We start from the raw sequence: 23,581 nt of genomic DNA, 5'->3' as shown, positions 1-23,581 counted from the left end.
TCATTTATACATCGGGAATATCATAACGTAGAAATAAAAATCCCTCTTCAATTGAGAGGGATTTAAGTCAAAATTGATAGCCTGCTAGCTAATCACTTCCAATCTGGCTGGTAGCCCTTGCCGAACCGCGGCACCACTGACCCAATCCAGCCAGGTATTGGGGACTTCTCGCGTTGGATCAGTAAACCCCAAGTCATTCAGATTGCTCCCCTGACCGATACGCGGGTCTGACGCCATGATCACACCATCCAACGAATGTGTTCTGGCACCCATCTCGCGATGTCCATAACCATGTTCAATAGCAACCACACCAGGCATAACACCATCCAATAAACTTACCTGTACCTTCATCTGACCACCGGGGGTCATCAGGCGTACACTGTCACCGTGCTGTATCCCGTAGCGCTGAGCATCGGTTGGATTAATCGCCACCAAATTGGTGGGTTTGACCGCGCGTAAGCGCTCAATCATCGCAGTAGAACTGCTCATGAGATGAGACTTGAAGGACATCAAGCGCAAAGGCCAGTCAGTTGCCGGATAATGGGTAAAGACATCGGAACCATCGGCCAGACGAGGTGGATACCAAGTCGGACAGCCGCTATAACGCTCGCCGGTTATCGCATGGTGATGTTGCGCGACATTTTCGTTCCAGATTTGCAGTGGCTTTTTCCACTGCGGCCCGGTGGCATCGCCATTCCAACTTTTCTCATAAGGCGCAAAACGCCCACCACGCGCCAACAGGTAAGCCACTCGGCGCTGCTCATCAATATGCAGACTGCGTTGTAAGTCGGGCCATAAGCGATCGACGCCGGTTAATTTCAGTTCTTCATCCGAGGCTGGTGGCAGTGGTTTTTCACCGCCATAAGCAATATTGGCCGCGGCCCGTAAATAGTAATCCTCGGCCCGCTCCAGCGACAAATTGTTTCCCTGGCTGTCCTGCATCGCATTGGCACCGAACCCCGGTAATTGCAATGCCTTGGCCACTGCAATCAGGAAGCTCTCCATGGCCACAGGCTCGCCTTGAGCCGTGCGGGCAGTACGTGATGTCACCACGGGCCAGCGGGCAGTGCTGGCTTTGACCAGTACCCCGGCCCAGGGCGCACTGAATCCCCAACTCTCAAAATTATGGGTATCCGGTACGATATAATCCGCCAATGCGGTGGTTTCATTCATAAAAGCATCAATGGCAATAAACAGCGGCAATTGACGTGGATCTTGTAGTTTCGCCTCAATCAAGTTGCGCAGCCCCGCGACCCCGTACAGCGGATTAGTCATATGGCTAATCCATGCCTTAAGCGGATAGGGATAACCCGCCAATGCCGGTGCCAATTGTTCGGTCAATTGCCCACCGACAAAGGGATACCATGGGCCACGGGCCGGATAGCCAGGCTGACCCTGCTGAATCTTTTGCTGATACTCTTGCGATTGTTCATAGGGCTGCTTGCTGCGCGATAGCGGTAAGCCTTTTGGTTTTATCATTCCAGCGAAAGTAGCTAACTGATAGCGAGGACCATCAGCAAAACCATCAAACTTACCCCCCCCAACCGAAACTCCACCCTTAAGATTCAAATTACCAATCAGGGCATTGAGCATCATGACCGCCCAGGTGGTATAAAAACCGTTACCCCCCATCATGCCACCATGGGAGATAACCGCAGCCTGACGCTGGTAAGCCGTAAACTCTTTCGCCAAACCAACCATCGTCTCTGCTGGGACGCCGCATTGCTGGCTGTATTCTTCCAGAGTAAAACGCTCTGCCGCTTGCCGCAAACACGCCATACCTGATTGCACCTGCACAATTTGACCATCATGTAAGGTGACCTCGCGCGTGACAAACAATTGAGCGTGTAATGCTAATGCAGCAGGCTGCAATGTACCGTCAACCACTTGCACTAATACCGGACTCTCTTCAGCTTCGGCCACTGACTCACCACTTAGCTGGCTGGCACGTAGGAACTGGCCTGCCAAGGGATGGGTTTCAGTGGTTATCACCAGATGGCTGGCATTGGTCCAACTGCGCTCACCCGCCGCTTGCATGGCAACCTCACCAGGAACGGACAAATAAGCGTGGTTAAAACGATTCTGTTCGATAATCCAACGAATCATCCCCATTGCCAGTGCCGCATCCGTCCCCGGCAACACCGGAACCCAGCGGTTATGCTGATTAGCCAATGTGGTTGTCAGTGGCAGCGCGGGGGCGACCACCACATAATTGAAATCATCACGCTGGCGAGCATTGGCTAGCTGACGCCCTTGCCGCTTAAATGGGTTGCCAGATTGCGCAGGCGACGTCCCCAAAAATAGGGCAAAACGGACGTTATCCCAATCAGGCTTAACATGGGCATTTTTATCTAAATCCCCCATCAACGCACCTGAACCGGCACGATACGCCAAACCACAATATGCCCCGTGGCTACCGAGATTTTTAGTGCCGAACGCTTGATGAGCAAAACGTCGGATAAAAGCATCGCGCCCATCATCACCGGCGTTAGTCACTAGTAACTGATTGGCTTTCGGCCCCAATGAGGGCTGCTGAGTATCAATGGGGGTAATCAGGTCACGGATAGCCCGCAACCCTTCAACCGGCCCCTCGCCAAAGAGATCACCGCCTTCGGTCACTTCCGCCACCAATTGCTCAAAGCTGATACGCTGCCATTTGCCACTGCCCCGTGGCCCGGTGCGCTTCATTGGCTCGGTAATACGATAAGGGCTATCGACCCCTTCTAATAGCGTCGCGCCGCGCGCGCAAGCCGTTGAACGCCTGGCCATGCCTGACTCTCCACCTAAACGTTGCAGCGCTTCACTTAGTGGTAACTGATACGGAAAATGGTGGTCATGAGACAACGGATGATAAGGGTTACCGGCGATGCGCAGGATTTTATTGTGCTGGGTATCGACTCGCACCCGTAAGCCACACAAGGTCCAACAACCAAAACATTGTGTCATTGAAACCGCTTGTTGCGGATTGGCCTGCCACTGCTGCCCAATACGTCCTTCTGGTGCTAATGCGTTGGCACTAACAGGATCGAGTGTAAGCTTTCCGGCACTACCATCAATCAGGCCAGCCAATGTTTTGCGTGCCACAGCATGATAACTGGCAGCAAATGCAACCACGCCCCCCAAGGCTAAACTGCCTTTTAACCATTGACGCCGTGTAGACTTAGCCATGATGCATTTCTCCTTTCACTGTTTTCTCGCCTGAAACTGTTTTTTCACTTGAGACTATTTTTTCACTTGAGAATTGTTGTTCAAGCCATCTGACACCTTCACGGATAGCAATAATCACCGCTATCCATAATCCGCATGTACCCACCACGGCCAGCAATCCTTCACTCCCCAGCGGCAACGAATAGGGATTGGTTAACACATTGTATTTAGGCAACGTTTGAGTATGCATCAGCAATAGCCAACGTACCGACCAACACAACGTCAGGGCTGCCAGTGCCTGAGCCACTACCATCCCGCTTGATAAGGTTTTTTTCCTGTTGAACAGCGCCATTGCCAAAAGCAATAGCCACAGCACCACAGGAAATGCTGCCAAAGTCTGGGCATGCATAGCCCAGTAGCGCAGAGCCTGTGCCGAGGCATTATCACCACTGGCCCACAGCACAGTAACCAACGCCAGCATCATTAAATTGATGGGTTGCCAGCGCGCCAATGACACCTGATAGTGCGGCTCACGCCATAGCCAGGTAGCCAGTAAAGGCGGGATCGTCTGCCAGGCAGTCAGGAAGATAAACAGTGGCAACCATAAACTAAACCACAGGGGTTGGGCGCGCAGGATTGACACCTCGCGGCCGGTATAGAGCAAAATAGTGATAGCAGAAAACGCACAGAGTCCGGCTAATCCTGTCAATAATCGCGCTAATGGTTTTGCCCGCAATCGGCTGTAGGTCAGCGCCAGAAAATAGGACAACACCAGCAGGGTAAACAAGGGTAAGAAAAGAGATCCCCATGACATCCACGACCACGGCGTAAAGTGGGCATAGAAGTGCCAGACGCGGGCCGGTTGATGTAGGTCCGCATTGAGCGCCAATGGCGCAACCACCACCGCAGTCACCGCCAACATCAGTGCAGCAAACTCCAATGGATTCTGCTGATGGCGAGAGAACATCCGTTGCCAGCAGGCAAACAACACGCCACTACAAGCCAGCCCGATAAAAAAGAAATACTGCACCGCCCAAGGCAACCAGGCGATATCTTGTGGGCGAGCTAAAATTTCACGGATCATGGGTGTACCTCCTGCCAGAGCGCGGGTTGGCCCTGCAATGGTCGGGTGAAAATGTCATTTAGCCCGAGGTAAAACACTTGAGGGTGAGTGCCTTGCTCCGGTTTCAGCACTTTAATGTCAGCGGCATGTTCTAGTAGCATTTGGCGCAATATACTGTTGCCATCGCGTAAATCACCGATAATCCGCGCCCCGCCGACACAAGACTCCACACAGGCAGGCAGCAATCCAACATCCAGACGATGAACACAAAAAGTACACTTGTCCGCAGTTTGGGTACTGTGATTGATAAAACGAGCTTCATACGGGCAGGCCTGAACACAGTATGCACAACCAACACAACGGGTATTATCGACCACCACAATGCCATCTTGACGCTGATAAGTGGCCTGTACCGGACAGACTGGCACGCAAGGCGGGTTATCGCAGTGGTTACACAGGCGGGGTAGCAATACATTGGTGACACTTTCTGCCCCAGACAGGGCAATTTGATACTGATTAACTGTGGTACGGAACTGGCCTTGTGGCAGTTGGTTTTCAATCGCGCAACTGACAGTACATGCCTGGCAACCAATACAGCGGCGCAAATCAATCAACATGGCGTAGCGCCGTTTGATATCACCTTGTTTGCGTGCCGGTTCCATCCGCCAGCCCGCATCCGCCAATGGTACCAATGCTGCGCCAGCAGTTAAGCCCCCGAGCCGCTGTAGAAATGCTCTTTTTCCTTGATCCATTTTTCTTCTCATCTGCTTAATAACAATGCTCTTAATTCAAGGATTGTAGAAATCGACGAGCAGAAGCCCTATTGTGGTTTTCCACATTCCCTTTAAGGACTTGATCCAGGACAATTGCGCACTGCGACGGGGATCATAAAAAGGAACATGCATGAGTTTCAGAGGGCTGGTGATAGTGCTGTTTTGGTGGTTTTCAACCGCCCATGCCAATGATTGGACCATTGGCGTGCTGGCATTACGCGGTGATGCTCAGGCGCAAGCACATTGGCAACCGTTGGCCGATCGCCTTAATCAGCACTTGCCTGGGCAGCACTTTCAGTTATTACCCTTGGATTTAAATGCGATGAAAAGTGCGGTGCAGCAGAACCGAGTTGATTTTCTGCTGACCAATCCAGCGCAATATGTGCAAATTGATAACCACTATCCTCTGCGTTGGTTGGTCTCTTTGCGTTCCAATCATGAGCCAGACAGCACCAGCCGCAATGTGATCGGTAGTGTTATTCTGGTACGCGCTGACAGTGATATCCATAATCCCCAAGGGTTGATTGGCAAACGCGTTGGTGCCGTCTCTCCCGATGCCTTTGGCGGTTACTTGTTGGGATACAAAGTGCTACGCGATGCGGGGCTGCAACCAGAACGGGATTTTCAATTGCATTTTTCTGGCTTCCCGGTGGATGCGTTAATTTATCTACTGCGTGATCGCGCTATCTCCGCGGCTATTGTGCCCACCTGCCTGCTGGAAGATATGCAGGCAGAAGGATTAGCGCATACCGCTGACTTTAAGCCGCTATTGGCGAAGAGAACCGCCATTCCATGCCTGAGCAGCAGCGAGTTATACCCGAATTGGTCGTTTGCCGCGTTATCACAGGTACCGGATGAATTAGCCGATAATGTTACGCGGATTTTGCTCAGCCCCGATGGGGACAAAACACCACAATGGGGTGCCCCCTCCTCCACCAGTCAGGTCGAAAGTTTATTACGTTCAATTAATCAACATCCCCAACAGCCGCAGTTCTGGCAACAGACTCTTGAGTGGGCACAACAACATCGGCTGTTGATCGTCGCCATCGCGGTGATTCTGTTATTGCTCGCGGCCAATCATATCTGGGTGGCGTTTCTGGTGCGTCGTCGCAGCCAGCAATTGGAGCAACTTCACCAGCAACTTAGGGCTAGGGAAAGTGCGTTGGAACAAGCTCAGCGCCTGAGTATTCTCGGTGAGATGGCCGCGGGATTCGCTCATGAACTAAATCAGCCGCTCAGCGCTATTCAGCATTACGCCGATGGCTGCGCTATTCGCCTGCAACGGGAACAGGCTGATCACTCATTACTGCCCATTTTGAGTCAAATCAGTCATCAGGCCCGACGCGGGGCTGATACCATTGCTAACTTACGGCTGTGGGCAGGAAAACAGCCGGCCATGAACAGCTCTGCCGCCTGCCAACCATTACCTGCCTTGGTTAATCACCTCTGGCAGTTACTGGCAGCCACCAATCCAGCGCCGTGTTGCACGTTGCATACTGATATCGAGGCATCATTAGCGCTGCATTTACCGCCCACGCTGCTCGATCAGGTCTTGTGTAATCTGATCACTAACAGTTTGCAGGCCGGTGCCCACCAGTTATGGTTCAGTGCTTATCAGCAAGCCGATGTGGCAATATTAATTTTGCAAGATGATGCCGGTGGCCTGACGGCCGAACAGCTCAACCAGCCTTTGACCCCATTCCGTTCCACCAAAAGTGATGGCCTCGGTCTCGGCCTGGTCATTTGCCAGCGATTAATCTGTCGCCAGGGCGGAAATCTGGCACTACTTAACCACATGGCCGCCAATGATAAGATTGGACTACGCGTTACCCTGACACTGCCACTTAACCCAAGCAAGGAGCTTACTCTTGTCACTGATTCATCTACTTGATGACGATATTGCCGTCACCGACGCTTGCCGTTTTTTGCTGGAAAGCCTGGATTACAAAGTGAAGGTATGGCATGACGGTGAGCGTTTCCTGGCCCAAGCTGATTTATATCAATCTGGTGTATTACTGCTCGATATTCGTATGCCGCTGCTAGATGGTACGCAAGTCTATAACCAGATGCGCCAGCGAGACAGCACGCTGGCCGTCATATTCCTTACCGCCCATGGAGAAGTGCCGCAGGCGGTTGAGCAGATGAAACTGGGGGCGGTTGATTTCTTACAAAAACCAGTCGCGACTGCGCCGCTGATTACCGCCTTACAACAGGGCTTCCAGCACACAGAGCAGTTGACAGCCCGCCGACAGGTACAACTGCGTTATGCCTCGCTGACGCCACGGGAACAGATGATTGCGCAATGGGTTATGCAGGGTTTGATTAATCGGGATATCGCCGACAAAGCTTGTGTGTCTGTCAGAACCGTAGAAGTGCATCGGGCTAAAGTGATGGAAAAGATGGCAGTTAACAGTCTGGCTGAGTTAGTCAGCTTACTGAATCCGTTCAAATAGCCAAATTCAATCATGGTTATTTAACCATCAGATAGGTGATTTAATCGGCGGGAACTTCAACCGAAAGGCATAAAAATGGCTTTTTGGTGCGGTCTGTTTTCCTGTAAGCCACTAAAAATGTCACAATAGGCTACCTTAAATGACAGATGAATACGTTGGTATGGATGACCGGCAACTGCCTATTGAGGTTCGCTAAAGAACCACATATCCGCTATCAAGAGTAAATAGTTAACTGTCCGACTGAATTACAATAACGCAGAGAACAGATATGCAAGTTCCTTCTTTTGAACGCTCACTGCTACACCCTCGTTATTGGCTGACCTGGCTTGGCCTCGGTATCCTCTACCTATTGGTGTTGCTCCCCTACCCAGTTATCTATGTCCTGGGCACCTCCCTTGGCCGCTTTTCTATGCGTTTTCTCAAACGGCGTAAACGGATAACACAGCGTAATCTCGAGTTGTGCTTTCCTGATATGCCACAGGCTGAACGCGATGAACTGCTGGTTAAGAACTTTGAATCAGTAGGGATGGGGTTATTTGAAACAGGCATGGCTTGGTTTTGGCCGAACTGGCGCATTGAGCGCTGGTGTAGCGTTAGTGGTCTAGAACACATTCAACAAGCACGAGAGGAAGGCAAAGGGGTTTTATTGATCGGCTTGCATTTTCTTACGCTGGAACTGGGTGCCCGCATCTTCGGTATCTACAATCCGGGCATCGGTGTCTATCGCCCGCATGATAATAAAGCCATGGACTGGATGCAGACTTGGGGCCGGATGCGTTCAAATAAAGCCATGTTAGACCGCAAAGATCTGAAAGGAATGATCCGCAGCCTAAAACAAGGCGAAATTATCTGGTATGCGCCGGATCATGATTACGGTCCGCGCAGCAGCGTATTTGTGCCCTTGTTCGCTGTCGATCAAGCGGCAACCACCACTGGGACTTACCTGCTGGTACGTATGGGTAAACCGGCAATTATTCCTTTCACGCCGCGTCGTTTACCTAATGGCAAAGGTTATCAACTGCTGTTGCAACCCGCGGTAGAGAACTTCCCGTTAGATAATGAAGTGGCGGCGGCCGCGTTTATGAATAAAGTGATCGAAAAAGAGATTGCCCAAGCCACAGACCAATATATGTGGCTACACCGGCGTTTTAAGACCCGGCCAGAAGGCGCGCCTTCATTGTATGAATAGCATGACTTATTCAGAAATAGAATATTGCTAATGGTAATGAGAATTAATTTATATCAATTTTTTTGATACACTTCGTCAGATTTATCCGCTAGGCAAATAAGATTTATCTGACGATACTGAGAGTAATTAATCTTAGTTATTATCCGGTTATTTTCTTTTTTAATAAGGATATATATGCTCGCAACACTTAATCTCTGGTTCACTCGATTAACAGACCATCCTAACGGCGGCAAACTATTATTACGCCTAACGTTCGGTGTCTTGATGTTATTTCATGGTGTCGCCAAAATTCAGCATGGCACCAGCTGGATAGCCGCGTCTTTACAGGCGCAAGGCATCCCCAGTTTTGTCGCCTATGGCGTTTACATCGGCGAAATTGTCACCCCGATCCTGATTATTCTTGGTCTGTTTACCCGCCCTGCGGCGTTCGTTTACGCCGTTAACCTGCTGGTTGCAGTATTAATGGTCGGTACGGGGAAATTCTTTACCCTGACCCAAGTCGGTGCTTGGGGTTTGGAAAACGAAGCTATGTATTTCCTCGGTGGTGTCGCTATCATGCTACTGGGTAGTGGCCGTTATTCCGTGACTAAAAATGAAGCTTACCGCTAATCACTGGCGCTAAATAACAAATATCAGACTAACCACTTCGCCTTTGGCGGGGTGGTTTTTCCTGTTTTCTGTGCCAGCTGTAACATCATGCTAATGCCACAACTTCTGTGTTATTACCAAATAGAATAAGCATATCCATCCATTTCAAACCACCTTTCCATTTTATAAAAACTAATATTTATCTCATTGATGTCGCTGCACTATGAGCGCATACTTATCAGGCTAAGTATCTGCTTCTCGTGCTTTGCCGCCCCTTCAAACGCCCTACTGACGAATAAAGAGACGCAAAGCAATCACTTGCTTAATCGGTAATTTATGACCTCGGCGCCACAACCTGTTAACTGGAAAAGAAACCTATTTGTCACCTGGTTAGGCTGTTTTCTAACCGGTGCTGCATTTAGTTTGATCATGCCATTCTTGCCATTGTATGTGGAGGAGTTAGGCGTGAGCGGTCACCAGTCATTGAATATGTGGTCCGGTCTGGTATTCAGTATTACTTTTCTGTTTTCTGCCATTGCCGCCCCCTTCTGGGGGAGCCTGGCTGATCGTAAAGGGCGGAAAATCATGCTATTACGCTCAGCGTTAGGCATGGGGATCGTGATGGTTTTAATGGGTATGGCACAGAATATCTGGCAGTTTCTGGCATTACGTGCACTGCTGGGACTACTGGGTGGTTTTATTCCAAATGCCAATGCACTGATCGCCACTCAAGTACCGCGCAACAAGAGTGGCTGGGCTTTGGGGACGCTCTCAACCGGTGGAGTGAGCGGTGCATTAATCGGGCCACTGATCGGCGGGTTGTTAGCGGATAACTATGGCCTGAGACCGGTATTCTTTATTACCGCGGCGGTGTTGTTGCTCTGTTTTGCTCTAACCTGGCTGTATGTCAGGGAGCAGTTTGCACCGGTACTGAAAAAAGACATGCTTAACGGGCGGCAAGTATTTAACTCCCTGAAGAACCCGAAGTTAATCCTGAGCCTGTTTGTCACCACCATGATAATCCAGATTGCTACTGGCTCAATTGCGCCGATCTTGACGCTGTATGTGCGCGAACTGGCCGGTGATATTCATAATTTGGCTTTCGTCAGCGGCATGATTGCGTCAGTCCCAGGGGTTGCTGCATTGATGAGCGCGCCGAGATTAGGAAAACTGGGTGATAGAATCGGCCCAGAGCGCATTCTGATTGCCATGCTGGCTCTGTCAGTGCTTATCCTGATCCCGATGGCTTTCGTGCAGACTCCATTGCAATTGGGTATTTTGCGCTTCTTGCTGGGGGCAACGGATGGTGCATTGCTCCCAGCGGTACAGACGTTACTGATTTATAACTGCACCAATCAAGTGGCTGGCCGGATTTTCAGTTATAACCAATCGTTTCGTGATGTCGGTAATGTCAGCGGCCCGCTACTCGGGGCTGCGGTTTCTGCCAGCTATGGTTTCCGCGCTGTATTCTGTGTAACTGCCTTGGTGGTGCTATTTAACGCGATCTATTCTTACTGGTGTTTACAGCGCCAGCCCTTAAAAGCACGGCAGCGTGAGGTTCAACAACAGCAAGATAGCTAAAGATTAGAGGGGTAACCCAACCGCCGGATACCAGCATAAACCATCCTAAGTCCCTAAACAAAAGCACGTATATTCCTGCTCTTTTCTGCCCGAATCCTCCTGAGATGCACTGACAAAGACCCCATCAAACGTTAATCCCTCGCCAAGTTGCTGTTTATTGTGTTTTTATGCGAAAATTTTTTATTTCAGCACTCTCTCATGTCAAAATAGCCATAACCTATTGATTTAACTTATTGATAAATAATATTAATAATAAGATTAAATAATGAAACTTAGTCCCTATCTTTTGTAGTGAAATGCACTCAAAGTCAGAAAGATAACCCTGATAAATGCGATGTGTATCGACTTTTCATCTAAAAATACGATATAACCCCGATAGGCAGCAAAAAATGACGTTATTATTGCGTTAAATTCTACTGTAACGAGTGTTAACCCTGATAACTGGCCGTAGTGCCAAAGGGGTGAACATTCGATGATGGCTTATTCGCCCGACTTTAACGGCGATTCTATGGGAAGACTTTATGCAAACCTCTGTTAACTCCGAAGGTGGCCGCACGTTCTTTGGCCATCCTTATCCGCTCAGCGGCCTGTTTCTTTCTGAAATGTGGGAGCGTTTCTCGTTCTACGGCATCCGCCCACTGTTAATTCTGTTTATGGCCGCCACTGTATTTGACGGTGGTATGGGCCTGCCTCGTGAGCAAGCCTCCGCTATCGTCGGGATTTTTGCCGGTAGCATGTATCTGGCCGCATTACCCGGTGGCTGGCTGGCTGATAACTGGCTCGGCCAGCAACGTGCAGTCTGGTATGGTTCTATCCTGATTGCACTGGGTCATCTGTCGATTGCGCTATCAGCGTTCTTCGGCAATGACATGTTCTTTATCGGTTTAGTGTTTATCGTGCTGGGTACCGGTCTGTTCAAGACCTGTATCTCAGTCATGGTCGGCACCCTGTATAAGCCAGGTGATGCCCGCCGCGACGGTGGTTTCTCTCTGTTCTATATGGGTATCAATATGGGGTCATTTATCGCGCCGCTACTGTCAGGTTGGTTGCTGCGATCCCACGGCTGGCACTGGGGTTTTGGTATCGGCGGTATTGGTATGCTGGTCGCACTGGTTATTTTCCGTGGTTTTGCTATCCCAGCGATGAAACGCTATGACGCAGAGGTCGGGCTAGACTCAAGCTGGAATAAACCGACCAATCAGCGTCAAGGGGTTGGCAAGTGGGTTGCAGGTATTATGGTGCTAGTGGCGGTGCTGATTACCCTGATATCACAAGGGGTTATCCCGATAAACCCAGTATTGATTGCCAGCTTATTGGTCTATGTTATTGCGGCCTCAGTAACACTCTATTTCGTTTATCTGTTTGCCTTTGCCAATATGAGCCGTAAAGATCGCGCTCGCCTATTGGTGTGCTTCATTCTGTTAGTGTCTGCGGCGTTCTTCTGGTCAGCCTTCGAGCAGAAACCAACCTCATTCAATCTGTTTGCCAATGATTACACTAACCGTATGGTTATGGGCTTTGAGATCCCAACAGTCTGGTTCCAATCAATAAATGCGCTGTTTATTATTCTGTTGGCACCGGTATTCAGTTGGGCTTGGCCTGCCCTGGCGAAGAAGAAAATTCAACCCAGCAGTATCACTAAATTTGTCATCGGTATTTTATGCGCAGCGGCCGGTTTCGCTGTGATGATGTATGCCGCGCAGCATGTGCTTAGCAGTGGTGGTGCCGGTGTTTCGCCGCTGTGGCTGGTGATGAGTATCTTACTGCTGACGTTGGGTGAATTGTGCCTTAGCCCGATCGGTTTGGCCACCATGACCCTACTGGCACCAGACAGAATGCGCGGCCAGGTGATGGGCTTGTGGTTCTGCGCCAGTTCTCTGGGTAATCTGGCAGCAGGCCTGATTGGCGGACATGTTAAAGCTGACCAGCTTGATATGCTGCCGACACTGTTCGCCCGTTGCTCAATTGCACTGGTTATCTGTGCGGCAGTGTTAATATTGCTTATCGTACCGATTCGTCGGCTGATGAATAATACTCAGGGCCAACAAGCGGCCTGATGCATATACTGCAACCACTGTTCACGCAAACCCGCCCTTGTGGCGGGTTTTGTTTTACAACTGCCATTCCTGTTGCTGTAACACCACACGATAACCATCGCTATCTTCGAACGTTTTGCCGCTGACATCCCAATAAGGATTATAAGACGTGACCTTACGAAAACCTGCCGCCGCCATCTGCTGGCACTGCACAACCCATTGCGCTTGATCCGGTATATAAAATACTAATAAGTTGTCCTGCGTCGGTGCCGCCCCTACCCGAACACCGCGATGATGAGTAAACTCTAAATGGTAAGTGTGATGTGGATGTCCGAGAATAACACCATCAAATCCCTGATGATCAGCAAAATGGCCCAGTTGGCTAAAGCCTAGCCCACGGCAGTACATCTCACTGATTAATTTAAGATTATCTGTGGGTCTGGCAACACGCATTATCGAGGTTTTCGGTAATACTGACGGCGGTTTACTTACGTGGGTATCGGGTAACCTCACTGCTTTTGATGGCATCGACTCTCTCCTGATAACACATTTGAACCTAGAGATTAAACATGAAAATAAGACCTGCGCAACCTGCAGACTACCCGGCTATATTAGAGTTGCAGCGACAAAACACCCCAGAAAACTTAAGTCCAGAGCAGCGAAAGCAGGGTTTTATTGTGTCACAAATGGATGAAAAGCAACTGGATTCGATTAATCAGGATTTGGGGGTTCTGGTTGCAGTTGATGATGGGCTAGTCGCCGGCTTTGTCTGTTTGGCCCACACGCATAAACAACCACGACCACCGGTGGTTGATGCCATGCTGGAAGCCATGAGCCATCAACAGTATCAAGGCCAGCCATTAGCACAATTGCGGGTATTTCTGTACGGGCCGGTATGTATTGATAGCCGCTGGCGTGGCAACGGGGTATTGAGTCAACTGTTTGCCGCCGTTAAAACCTATACCCGCAATGACTTTGATGTGGGGGCTGCGTTTGTTAACAACGACAATCCACACTCATTAGCAGCCCATGTCAAAGGGTTACATATGACACCGATCAGTGAATTCGTTTGTCAGCAACAACACTACCAACTGCTGATTTTTGCTACCAACGAATGATGTTACTCATAAGGACCATGACGAGCATCGATTGGCAGCATAAAAGTATCAACTATCATTGACAGCGGAACGTCTATCACCGTGACATATTTCCATGGTCCCTCACGCATATCCCATTGCACGCCAGGATAGTATTGATGCCCATGGCCCTGCCCCGGCACCGTGCGGCTGATAATGCTGCCACAGCCGGACAACAACATAATACCGATCACCAGCATAACAATGCGGGCCATGCTGGTAGGGCAATGGGTCAGTTTAACGATGGGATTCACACAGTTACTCTTCAGGTTTAGCGCGATACACAGCTTATCATAGCGCCATGTAAACAACGGTTAAGACTCAATCTGGCTAATGTAAAACATAGAAAGTGTTAAAGCGTTAGTCCGTATTCACTAATACGCTATCACCGCTCAGACCGAATTATCACTAATAAAAAAACGGGCTATACATAATGTACGCCCGTTTTTACTCAATATTACCGTTACTTCATATCAGCGTTACTTCGCTGCTGGAAACGCCTTTATATTATGCGCGAGTTGGCGATAATACCCGTTCCAAATCTGATACTGCTCCGGCTGCTGCCAGACTTGCTGGTGCAAACGCGAAATCAATACCGGGTCGCTGAGTAATTCCAGACGCTGTAATTTAGCCAATTTATCCGGCCCAGCCTCCAGCGCGAGTGTCAGCCGCTCGCCACGCACCTGCTCGATAATCGCACGGGTATGGTGGCGAGCTGTCGCCATCGCACTGGCCAGCGCGTTATACGATGGGTTCATCACCGCATGCAAGAAACCATTACTGAGCGCCCGCTGATGGTTAAGCTTCAGGTACTCTTCCGTCGCCAGCAATTCTCGTGGTGGATTATACTCTTCCGGGATCAAAAATAATTTAGCCCGTTTACTGGCCATCCCCAATGTCCGACGGCTGGAAACCACAGAGACTAGCGGTGACAGAATCAACGAAAATACAATCGGCGATAACCACCACAAGAAGCGCAGATCCAGCCAGGCCACGCCACCGGCCCAAACCAGACCCAGTAACAATTGCGAGCCGTGACGAACCATAGCTTCACTCCACGGCGTGGCATCATCATCACGTTGTGGTGAGTTCCATTGCACTGACCAACCGAGGAAGGCGCTAACCACAAACACGGTATGGAACAGCATCCGCACAGGGGCCAGTAACACGGAGAACAACATTTCAGCCAGCATCGACAGCAATAGACGCAGCGCCCCACCGTACTCTTTCGCCCCTTTTGCCCAGATCAAAATGATGCTGAGTAATTTTGGCAAGAACAGTAATACCAAAGTGGTGGAGAACAAGCCAATTGCCAGCTCGGGCCGCCACTGGGGCCAGACTGGGAACAGTTGACGCGGTTGCAGGAAATACTGCGGTTCCATCAAGGTATGCACCGCTTGCAAAGCAGTACACAGCACCAGGAACATAAACCACAACGGCGCAGACAGATATGACATCACACCGGTGAGGAACACAGCCCGGTGAACCGGATGCATGCCCTTAACCAGGAACAACCTGAAATTCATCAGATTACCGTGGCACCAACGGCGGTCTCGTTTTAGTTCATCAAGCAAATTAGGTGGCAGTTCTTCATAGCTACCCGGCAAATCATAAGCAATCCACACTCCCCAGCCGGCACGACGCATTAATGCCGCTTCCACAAAGTCATGCGACAAAATGGAACCTGCGAACGAACCTTCACCCGGCAATGGTGCCAGTGCACAATGCTCGATAAAAGGCTTAACCCGAATAATGGCATTGTGGCCCCAGTAATGGGATTCGCCTAACTGCCAGTAATGTAAACCAGCCGTAAACAGCGGACCATAGACTCGCGTGGCAAATTGCTGGATACGGGCATACAGCGTGTCCATACCTGAGGCTTTCGGCGCAGATTGGATAATCCCGGCATTTGGATTGGCTTCCATCAGCCGCACCAGCCCGGTCAAACACTCACCGCTCATCACGCTATCGGCATCCAGAATCACCATATAGCTGTACTGACTGCCCCAACGGCGGCAGAAGTCATCGATATTACCGCTTTTGCGTTTAACCCGACGGCGGCGGCGGCGGTAGAAAATGCGCCCATGCCCATCGACATCACGACACAGCTCCAGCCAGGCTTTCTGCTCTGCCACACAGATATCGGGGTCATAACTGTCACTCAGCACATAAATATCGAAGTGCTCAAGCTGACCCGTGGCGGCGACTGACTCATAAGTAGCACGTAGCCCCGCAAATACCCGCTCCACGTCCTCATTACAAATTGGCATAATCAGCGCGGTCCGGTGAGCTGGATTGAGCGCCTCATCTCCTTTGATAGTAGAGGATATGCTGTATTTATCTTTGCCAATCAGCAATTGCAGGAAGCCCATCAGCGCGGTCCAGAATCCGGCAGAGACCCAACAAAACAGCACGGCAAACAGAATCAGGATGCCGGTTTGTAGCAGGTAAGGCAGCAATTGCATTACCGAAACCTGCCAGTTTTGTTGCCAGATCTCAAAAGGATCGATTAACGCCCACCCCTGGTAGGGCAGAATGGTCTTCATATAACTGGTCGCAATGGTAGTTTGCAACACAATGAGTATCAGCAAAATATAGCGGCGCAGAGAACCTACACTACGCCATTTCTTCTCGGCGATGGCCTGCTCATGGGTTTGTGCCCGTGACACCGGGTTACGACCCAATAATGAATCCCAAAAACGCCCCACCGGATTGGTCCGCCATGCCTGCGGTGCCATACTGGTGCGTTTGATGGGCGGCATCGCATTAATGACCGTGCGCCCTTCGCAATCTGACTCCAGTTGTTTCCCTTGCGCCAAGGCCTCCGGCCACGCCGCACGCAGACGGGCATTGACTGATGCTAACGCACTGTCTTCCTGGCTAAAAACTCCCGTTGGTGGCGCACTGGCCGCCAGTTGCTGATGCAAATGCTGCATCGCTTCAGGGGTGCTATCGAGTAATACATCTTCAGGTAGAGCATCACGCAGCGCCCCTTGCTGCTGAGCAGTCAGGGGCAAGTCCGCAATATAATCCTGTACAGGAGATTGATTTGACTTATTCATCGGCAGGTAGCTGATAGCTCCAGGTTTCAGTCAGGGTTTTATCACCGTTAACCAGCGCAGCACGCATTTCTATCGGTTTTTTTGCGTCCTTAACTTTCAGCCGCAATGTTAAACGCCAGCCCTTAGTAACCGGGTTGTAGCGCACACTGTTCTCGATCAATTCACCGTTGTCGTCGATACTGACCTGTGAAGCTAGCGGTGTATTTTCATCAAGTGATTTCAACACTGGACCGACAAAATCAACCAGGAATGCCACACTGCCATCAGGCTGACGAATCAGATTCGACTGTTTCACATCACCGGTTGAACGTAAGGTCTGTTTGACATAGGCCACGTCCGGCGAATGCAATTTCTCTTCATCGCGCGTGAAGTGCAGGCGGTAATTCAGATCAAGTGATGTTTTTGCATCCGGCAACACGTCTGGTGACCAGAAGGCCACGATATTGTCGTTGGTTTCATCCGCCGTTGGAATTTCCACCAGCTCAACTTTACCTTTGCCCCAATCACCACGCGGTTCAACCCAGGCACTCGGACGCAAATCGTAGCGGTCGTCTAAATCTTCATACTGCGAGAATTCACGACCCCGTTGTAGCAAACCAAACCCTTTTGGATTTTCCACCGTATAGGTGCTGACCGACAGGTGTTTTGGATTATTCAGTGGTCGCCAAATCCATTCACCATTACCCGCATGAATAGAAAGACCATTGGAATCATGTAATGCCGGACGATAGTTCAACACTGCTGACGGCTGGCTTGGCCCAAACAGGAACATGCTGGTTAATGGTGCAATACCCAGCTTCTCAACCTTGTCGCGCAGGAAGACTTTGGCCTGTACATCAATAGTGGTGTCGCGCCCCGGATAAATGACGAAACGGTAAGCACCGGTGGCACGAGGTGAGTCCAGCAGAGCATAGATAACCAGATGTTTGTCATTTGGTTTAGGCCGCTCAATCCAGAACTCACGAAAACGTGGGAACTCCTCGCCAGAGGCCAATGCAGTATCAATGGCCAGCCCGCGTGCAGAAAGGCCATAAACCTGACCTTTACCAATCACACGAAAATAGCTGGCACCAAGCATACTTACGATTTCGTCTTTCTTATCCGCTTTATTGATCGGATAAAGCACTTTAAAACCAGCAAAACCTAAGTTCTTCACTGACTCGGCATCATGCTTGACCGAACCAAAGTTAAAATAGTCAGGGCTATAATTGATGGGTTTAACACTGGTCGCAGTAACTTCGTTGATCTGCACTGGTGTGTCGAAGTACATGCCTTGGTGATAGAACTCTAACTTAAATGGCGTATCCAGTTTAGTCCAATACGATTTGTCATGGTTAAACTGAATCTGCTGATAGTCGGCAAATTTCATTTCGCGAAATTGCGATGGAAGGTTACTTTTTGGTGCCTCGAAGCTTTTACCCGCCAATGTCTGTGCCTGTTTAGCCACATCATCTAACGAGAAAGCCATTGCCTGAGAAGTGAATAATGACAGCAAGAGAGTTACCCCCAGCCATCTGACGCTGTTCGCGCGTGACCCTTTAGACATTCTATTAACGTTTGAAAAAATATTAACTCGCACATCTCCCCCTGTTCGGGTGCTTAAATCATCACAGCCAAATTATTGACGGTTTATCCCACATACCGTACAGATAAATTCAGGTTAGCGTAAATGCCTGAGTTATGCCGACGGTTGATTGTTTAAACCCGTGGCTAAGCCACAAGACTATCTTGCCCAGCTAAAATACGCTATGGAAAATCATTAGCCCTTATAGTAGTGTTTCTCGCCTTACTGATCCATTGAATAACGTATATTGTTATCAATAAACGTTTACTATAAAAACAACTCCGTGGGTAAAACCGGCGCGTTATTCTAATTCCGATAACAAATAGTGAATAAGTATGAAAAAAAATACTAACCAACGGGAGTACTTTCTAGACGCTATCCGCGCCTATTTGATGTTACTCGGTATTCCTTTTCATCTTTCTCTTATATACTCCAACCATCATTGGGCAGTGAATAGTACGCATCCTTCACATCTATTTACCTTACTAAACGATTTCATTCACGCCTTTCGCATGCAGGTATTCTTTGTTATTTCCGGCTATTTTTCGTTCATGTTATATCAACGCTATGAGCGCCAGCGCTGGCTTAAGGTCCGCCTGGAGCGGGTGGTTATTCCGTTACTCACCGCCATCCCATTAATAACATTGCCACAATTTTACCTCCTTAAAAATTACACCACCAAATTACAAGATTGGAATTCATTTACAATTTATCAAAAAATAAATATTGCTATTTGGGAAATGGTTTCACACTTATGGTTTTTGTTAACCCTCGCATTGCTGACGACAATCTGTTTTTATCTGTTCAAAAAAATCAAGAATAACCAACAGTCAGTTCCAGTGTTGATAAAGGAAATGAATAATATAGGAAAAATCTCACTATCATTGTTTGGCTTTGTATTAATCTACGCGGTCATTCGTAGAATAATATTTCTTCTTAACCCGGAAATACTCTTTAATAGTGTCTTCAATTTCTTTGTTATGGAGACTTTGTTTTATCTACCGTTCTTTCTATTGGGTGCTTACAGCTTTATCTATCCGCCACTCAAACGGGTATTTCTTACCTTTTCACCTGGTGCATTTTTGGCCTCAGTGTTGTTATTCATCGCCTATTCGATAAACCAACATATTAATACTGCTGAGTTTTTTGCCTTTGAGCTGGATCTTATCATCAAGGCATTGATGGGCGTGACCATGACCAATGTGGTCTACTCTATTGGGTACCGGTTATTAAACTACCCCTCACCACGTATCACCTATCTGGTTAATGCCTCACTTTTCATCTACCTGGTGCATCATCCGCTAACCTTGATTTATGGTGCCTTTATTACACCGCTAATTGACAATAATGGCCTTGGCTTTGTAGTGGGCATGGCCTTTGTTTGCCTGATTTCATTCATGTTATATGAGATTCATCGCCGTATTCCATTGCTGAAATTCTTATTTTCTGGCAAGCCGCAGCAGCAAACGGTGTAATCAAATTATTATTCAAACGAATAATGTTATTGCTAAGCGATATGAATATCGGCATACCGCTTAAGCGATAAAACGGCTACACTGTGAAACCATCATGTAGATGGCGGGATGGCTAATGCCTCACTGCTTGCTCTGCTTTCAGAGCAACTATCCTGTTGATTCCTTATCAGGATTTGTTTCACTTGCAGTGACAACAAAAAGAGGAATTGTGATGAAAAAGCAAGAATCTACTGAGAATAATCCCAAGTCTGATGCTGTTGCAGTCACCGAGTTCGCTACCCTGTTTGCCTTGGTTAGCCGCCTTAGCGGAGCGCTGGACAGCGCAATCACCGGAAAAGATCGCAGCGTATTAGTTAACGAACTGTCACAGCTTTCTGTCGATAATCTTCCTGAACAGGAAAAAGCACCGACAGCAGAAGCACTGAGAAGAGCGCTGGTAACACTCAAACGCGACTAGTTCTACTATCCAACGCTCACCCTTGATTCCCCGCTGGGCAATTAAAGGTGAGCGACCCCTCTTTTATCCTCATAATTTTAATCATTATATAGACTTAACGTCTTTTACATTTCAGCAAAGCTGCAAATGATTCCATTCCAAAGAACTGACAAAATCAGTGGTTCAAGTGAGTAAGTACCACAACGCTATGAACTAAAGAAATGCTGATTTAACACATTGAATTAGGTCATCTCTTCGCATTAGATGAGGTAAATCTGTGTATAATAATTTTTTATAACTTTGGCCTGTTATTCATTTATTTTCGCCTTAAATCAGGAGAACTCCCACCTTGGACGCCATCGCAATTAATAGCCTCTTTTTGATCGGCGCAGTGCTGGTGGGAGCCAGTATTTTACTGAGTTCACTCTCTTCCCAGCTGGGTATTCCGATTCTGGTTATCTTTCTGGCCATCGGTATGCTGGCAGGCGGCGACGGTATTGGCGGGATTGCTTTCGATAACTACCCAGTGGCGTATCTGGTCAGTAACCTTGCGTTGGCGGTTATCCTGCTAGATGGCGGGATGCGCACTAGAGCCTCATCATTCCGTGTTGCCCTGTGGCCTGCGCTCTCTTTAGCAACCGTCGGTGTGGTGATTACTGCCGGTCTGACGGGCCTGGCTGCGGCCTGGCTGTTCGATTTAGATATTATTCAAGGGCTGCTCATTGGTGCGATTATTGGCTCGACCGATGCCGCTGCGGTATTCTCACTGCTTGGGGGTAAAGGCCTCAACGAGCGCGTCAGTGCCACTTTAGAGATAGAATCAGGCAGCAATGACCCCATGGCGGTGTTTTTAACCGTTACCTTGATTGCCATGATCTCCGCAGGTGAAACCAGCCTCAGTTGGATGTTCCTGGTGCACTTAATCCAACAGTTTGGTCTGGGAATTATCATCGGGTTAGGCGGTGGTGGTTTACTGCTGCTCTTTATAAACCGAATAGAGCTAGCGAATGGTTTATATCCCCTGCTGGCAGTTAGTGGTGGGATTCTGGTTTTCTCATTGGCAACGGCCATGAACGGCAGTGGTATTCTGGCAGTATATCTCTGCGGGCTATTACTGGGTAACCGCCCTATCCGTAACCGCTCCGGTATATTACAAACTTTCGATGGGCTGGCATGGCTGAGTCAGATCGGGATGTTCCTGGTGTTGGGGCTGTTGCTTAATCCAAGTGACCTATTGCCGATAGCGATCCCAGCGCTGCTCCTCTCATTATGGATGATTTTGTTCGCCCGACCACTGTCGGTGTTCATTGGTTTACTGCCGTTCCCAAGCTTTAATCTGCGTGAACGGATCTTTATTTCCTGGGTGGGTTTACGCGGTGCAGTGCCGGTTATTCTAGCCGTATTCCCGATGATGGCCGGCATTCCCAACGCGAATTTATTTTTCAATGTGGCCTTTTTTGTCGTGCTGGTATCACTGCTGCTACAGGGTACCAGCCTGTCATTTGCCGCACGTAAAACTAAATTGGTGGTGCCTCCAGCACTAGCACCGGTCTCGCGCATTGGGTTAGATATTGATATGAATAACCAATGGGAACAGTTCATTTACCAGTTGAGTTGTGACAAGTGGTGTATCGGTGCTGCGCTGCGCGATTTGAAAATGCCTAAAGGGACACGTATTGCGGCGCTGTTTCGTGGTAAAGACTTATTGCACCCCACCGGCAGTACCCGTCTGAAAGAAGGTGACATCTTGTGTGTTATCGGTCAGGAACACGACCTGCCAGCATTGGGAAAACTGTTTAGTCAGTCGCCCAATATCCAACTGGATGAACGCTTCTTTGGTGACTTTATTCTTGATGCCGATGCCAAGCTCCACGATATCTCTCAGATTTATGGCCTTAATCTGGAACCCGGAATCGATAAACAGCAAACATTGGGCCAATTCGTCCTCTATTTATTTGGTGGAGAGCCTGTTATTGGCGATCAGATTGAGTGGGATGGCTTGACCTGGACGATTGCCGAAATGGAATCGGATCGGGTAAGTCGGGTCGGGGTGAAAATCGTTACCGATAAAGCCTGATGTTATGATGAATAAGTGATAGGGATACCGTACAGGGGAACGCAATGAAATTGTCTATTTATGACCATCTGACAGTATCAATTTTATGAACCTACCTCCTGCTGATTGGGATAACCAGCGTACATTTCTGGCCATTATGCGTGAAGGCAGTTTATCTGCCGCCGCACGGAGTCTGAATGTTTCGCAACCGACAGCCCGCCGGCATATTGAGTCGCTGGAACAATGTCTTGGGCAAAAATTGTTTAACCGCACGTCCACTGGATTAATCCCAACGGAAACAGCGCGGGCACTGTTACCCCATGCCTTGGAAATGGCCACCGCTGCCGACGCTTTTGTACGAGCCGCCTGCGCCGATATTGGGTCAGCTAAAGATACCGTGCGCATTGCCACCAGTGAGTTACTTGGCGTTGAAATCCTGCCGCAACGCTTAGAACCTCTGCGCTTACACTATCCTGAGCTGGTGCTGGAATTAAGTCTGGGTAGCAAGATAGAGGGGTTAACCCGCCAGGAAGCCGATATTGCAGTAAGAACCTTACGCCCCAAAGCGTTGCCAGTTATTGCGCAACGGGCGGGTTATTGCGAAGTTGGGCTGTTTGCTACTGAAGATTACATTGAGCGCCATGGTATGCCGCAGAGTCTCGGAGCATTAGCGTTTCACGCGTTAATCGGTCCGGATCGTAACACCTACGATGTCCAGGTTCTGCGTGAACAGGGAATCGATTTTAAACCGCACCAATACCGCCTACGTACTGATAGCCATTTGGCACAGTTGGCGGCAATACGCAGCGGTTTGGGCATTGGTGCCTGCCATGAACCCATAGCTCGTCAATCTGGGTTAGTGCGGGTGTTAGCACAAGAATTCTCGTATCCACTGGAGTTTTGGTTGGTGATGCATGAAGATCTACGCAATACCCAGCGAGTCCGCGTGGTATTCGATCATTTACTCAATACACTGCGCCAATATCTGGCTGAATAAGCGCTAAGTGCAACAGGGCCTATGC

General features: G+C 49.1%; 18 protein-coding genes. 11 read left to right on the top strand and 7 right to left on the bottom strand.

The features are described 5' to 3' along the window. Window positions 1-84: 84 nt before the first annotated feature. Genes ttrA through ttrB form a run of 3 tightly spaced genes read right to left on the bottom strand, consistent with a single transcriptional unit; the run spans window position 85 to window position 4,962 of the window. Window positions 85-3,168 (bottom strand): tetrathionate reductase subunit TtrA, encoded by a 3,084-nt coding sequence (gene ttrA, locus V1953_RS08125; protein ID WP_442850822.1) that lies wholly within the window; start codon window positions 3,166-3,168, stop codon window positions 85-87. After that, window positions 3,161-4,231, bottom strand: a complete 1,071-nt coding sequence (gene ttrC / locus V1953_RS08120; protein WP_083158508.1) for a tetrathionate reductase subunit TtrC — start codon at window positions 4,229-4,231, stop codon at window positions 3,161-3,163. Before ttrC ends, ttrA begins: the two co-directional genes overlap by 8 nt. After that, window positions 4,228-4,962 carry a tetrathionate reductase subunit TtrB gene (ttrB, locus tag V1953_RS08115; protein WP_083158507.1) on the bottom strand — a complete coding sequence of 245 codons (735 nt, stop codon included), beginning with the start codon at window positions 4,960-4,962 and terminating at the stop codon, window positions 4,228-4,230. Before ttrB ends, ttrC begins: the two co-directional genes overlap by 4 nt. A gap of 151 nt (window positions 4,963-5,113) precedes the next feature. Here ttrB and ttrS point away from each other — a divergent pair, with 151 nt between their 5' ends. The 6 genes from ttrS (at window position 5,114) to V1953_RS08085 (ending at window position 12,851) form a co-directional block, all read left to right on the top strand. Then, window positions 5,114-6,874 carry a tetrathionate respiration histidine kinase TtrS gene (gene ttrS / locus V1953_RS08110; RefSeq protein ID WP_442850821.1) on the top strand — a complete coding sequence of 587 codons (1,761 nt, stop codon included), beginning with the start codon at window positions 5,114-5,116 and terminating at the stop codon, window positions 6,872-6,874. Further along, window positions 6,852-7,436, top strand: a complete 585-nt coding sequence (gene ttrR / locus V1953_RS08105; protein WP_372569296.1) for a tetrathionate respiration response regulator TtrR — start codon at window positions 6,852-6,854, stop codon at window positions 7,434-7,436. Before ttrS ends, ttrR begins: the two co-directional genes overlap by 23 nt. Before the next feature lie 268 nt (window positions 7,437-7,704). After that, window positions 7,705-8,625, top strand: a complete 921-nt coding sequence (locus V1953_RS08100; RefSeq protein WP_083158504.1) for a Kdo(2)-lipid IV(A) acyltransferase — start codon at window positions 7,705-7,707, stop codon at window positions 8,623-8,625. A 174-nt stretch (window positions 8,626-8,799) separates the two neighbouring features. Next, a complete protein-coding gene (locus V1953_RS08095) occupies window positions 8,800-9,234 on the top strand; it encodes a DoxX family protein (protein WP_083158503.1) in 435 nt (144 codons plus the stop codon). A 315-nt stretch (window positions 9,235-9,549) separates the two neighbouring features. Further along, on the top strand, window positions 9,550-10,794 hold the full coding sequence (gene mdtG, locus V1953_RS08090) for a multidrug efflux MFS transporter MdtG (protein WP_083158502.1): 1,245 nt from the start codon (window positions 9,550-9,552) through the stop codon (window positions 10,792-10,794). 521 nt (window positions 10,795-11,315) lie between these two features. Continuing rightward, window positions 11,316-12,851: a peptide MFS transporter gene (locus V1953_RS08085; RefSeq protein ID WP_083158501.1), complete on the top strand. Its 1,536-nt coding sequence runs from the start codon at window positions 11,316-11,318 to the stop codon at window positions 12,849-12,851. A gap of 54 nt (window positions 12,852-12,905) precedes the next feature. Here V1953_RS08085 and V1953_RS08080 read toward each other — a convergent pair whose 3' ends face one another. Next, window positions 12,906-13,283: a VOC family protein gene (locus tag V1953_RS08080; protein ID WP_442851308.1), complete on the bottom strand. Its 378-nt coding sequence runs from the start codon at window positions 13,281-13,283 to the stop codon at window positions 12,906-12,908. Between the two features lie 116 nt (window positions 13,284-13,399). On the opposite strand from V1953_RS08080, the gene V1953_RS08075 reads away from it, so the two are divergent. Then, window positions 13,400-13,948, top strand: a complete 549-nt coding sequence (locus V1953_RS08075; protein WP_442850820.1) for a GNAT family N-acetyltransferase — start codon at window positions 13,400-13,402, stop codon at window positions 13,946-13,948. Between the two features lie 2 nt (window positions 13,949-13,950). Here the strand turns inward: V1953_RS08075 and V1953_RS08070 are convergent, their stop codons facing one another. From V1953_RS08070 to V1953_RS08060, 3 genes are all read right to left on the bottom strand, one after another. Further along, entirely contained in the window at window positions 13,951-14,181 is a 231-nt protein-coding gene (locus V1953_RS08070) for a YceK/YidQ family lipoprotein (RefSeq protein ID WP_083163564.1), read from the bottom strand. Window positions 14,182-14,445: 264 nt separating this feature from the next. Next, a complete protein-coding gene (gene mdoH / locus V1953_RS08065; protein WP_442850819.1) occupies window positions 14,446-17,028 on the bottom strand; it encodes a glucans biosynthesis glucosyltransferase MdoH in 2,583 nt (860 codons plus the stop codon). Beyond that, window positions 17,021-18,574: a glucan biosynthesis protein G gene (locus V1953_RS08060; protein WP_083158497.1), complete on the bottom strand. Its 1,554-nt coding sequence runs from the start codon at window positions 18,572-18,574 to the stop codon at window positions 17,021-17,023. The genes mdoH and V1953_RS08060 overlap by 8 nt, the downstream gene beginning before the upstream one ends. Window positions 18,575-18,927: 353 nt before the next feature. On the opposite strand from V1953_RS08060, the gene mdoC reads away from it, so the two are divergent. The 4 genes from mdoC (at window position 18,928) to V1953_RS08040 (ending at window position 23,556) form a co-directional block, all read left to right on the top strand. Beyond that, window positions 18,928-20,067: a glucans biosynthesis protein MdoC gene (gene mdoC / locus V1953_RS08055; protein WP_083158496.1), complete on the top strand. Its 1,140-nt coding sequence runs from the start codon at window positions 18,928-18,930 to the stop codon at window positions 20,065-20,067. Window positions 20,068-20,278: 211 nt separating this feature from the next. Beyond that, window positions 20,279-20,524 (top strand): hypothetical protein, encoded by a 246-nt coding sequence (locus V1953_RS08050; RefSeq protein WP_193784638.1) that lies wholly within the window; start codon window positions 20,279-20,281, stop codon window positions 20,522-20,524. Between the two features lie 328 nt (window positions 20,525-20,852). Further along, window positions 20,853-22,580 (top strand): potassium/proton antiporter, encoded by a 1,728-nt coding sequence (locus tag V1953_RS08045; protein ID WP_442850818.1) that lies wholly within the window; start codon window positions 20,853-20,855, stop codon window positions 22,578-22,580. An 85-nt stretch (window positions 22,581-22,665) separates the two neighbouring features. Next, window positions 22,666-23,556, top strand: coding sequence for a LysR family transcriptional regulator (locus tag V1953_RS08040; RefSeq protein WP_372569301.1), 891 nt, complete (start codon window positions 22,666-22,668; stop codon window positions 23,554-23,556). The last annotated feature ends 25 nt before the right edge of the window (window positions 23,557-23,581 follow it).

The organism is Yersinia sp. 2541 StPb PI, from assembly GCF_052217145.1.
Classification (GTDB): domain Bacteria; phylum Pseudomonadota; class Gammaproteobacteria; order Enterobacterales; family Enterobacteriaceae; genus Yersinia; species Yersinia enterocolitica_E.
This window is presented reverse-complemented; position numbering and strand designations above follow the sequence as displayed.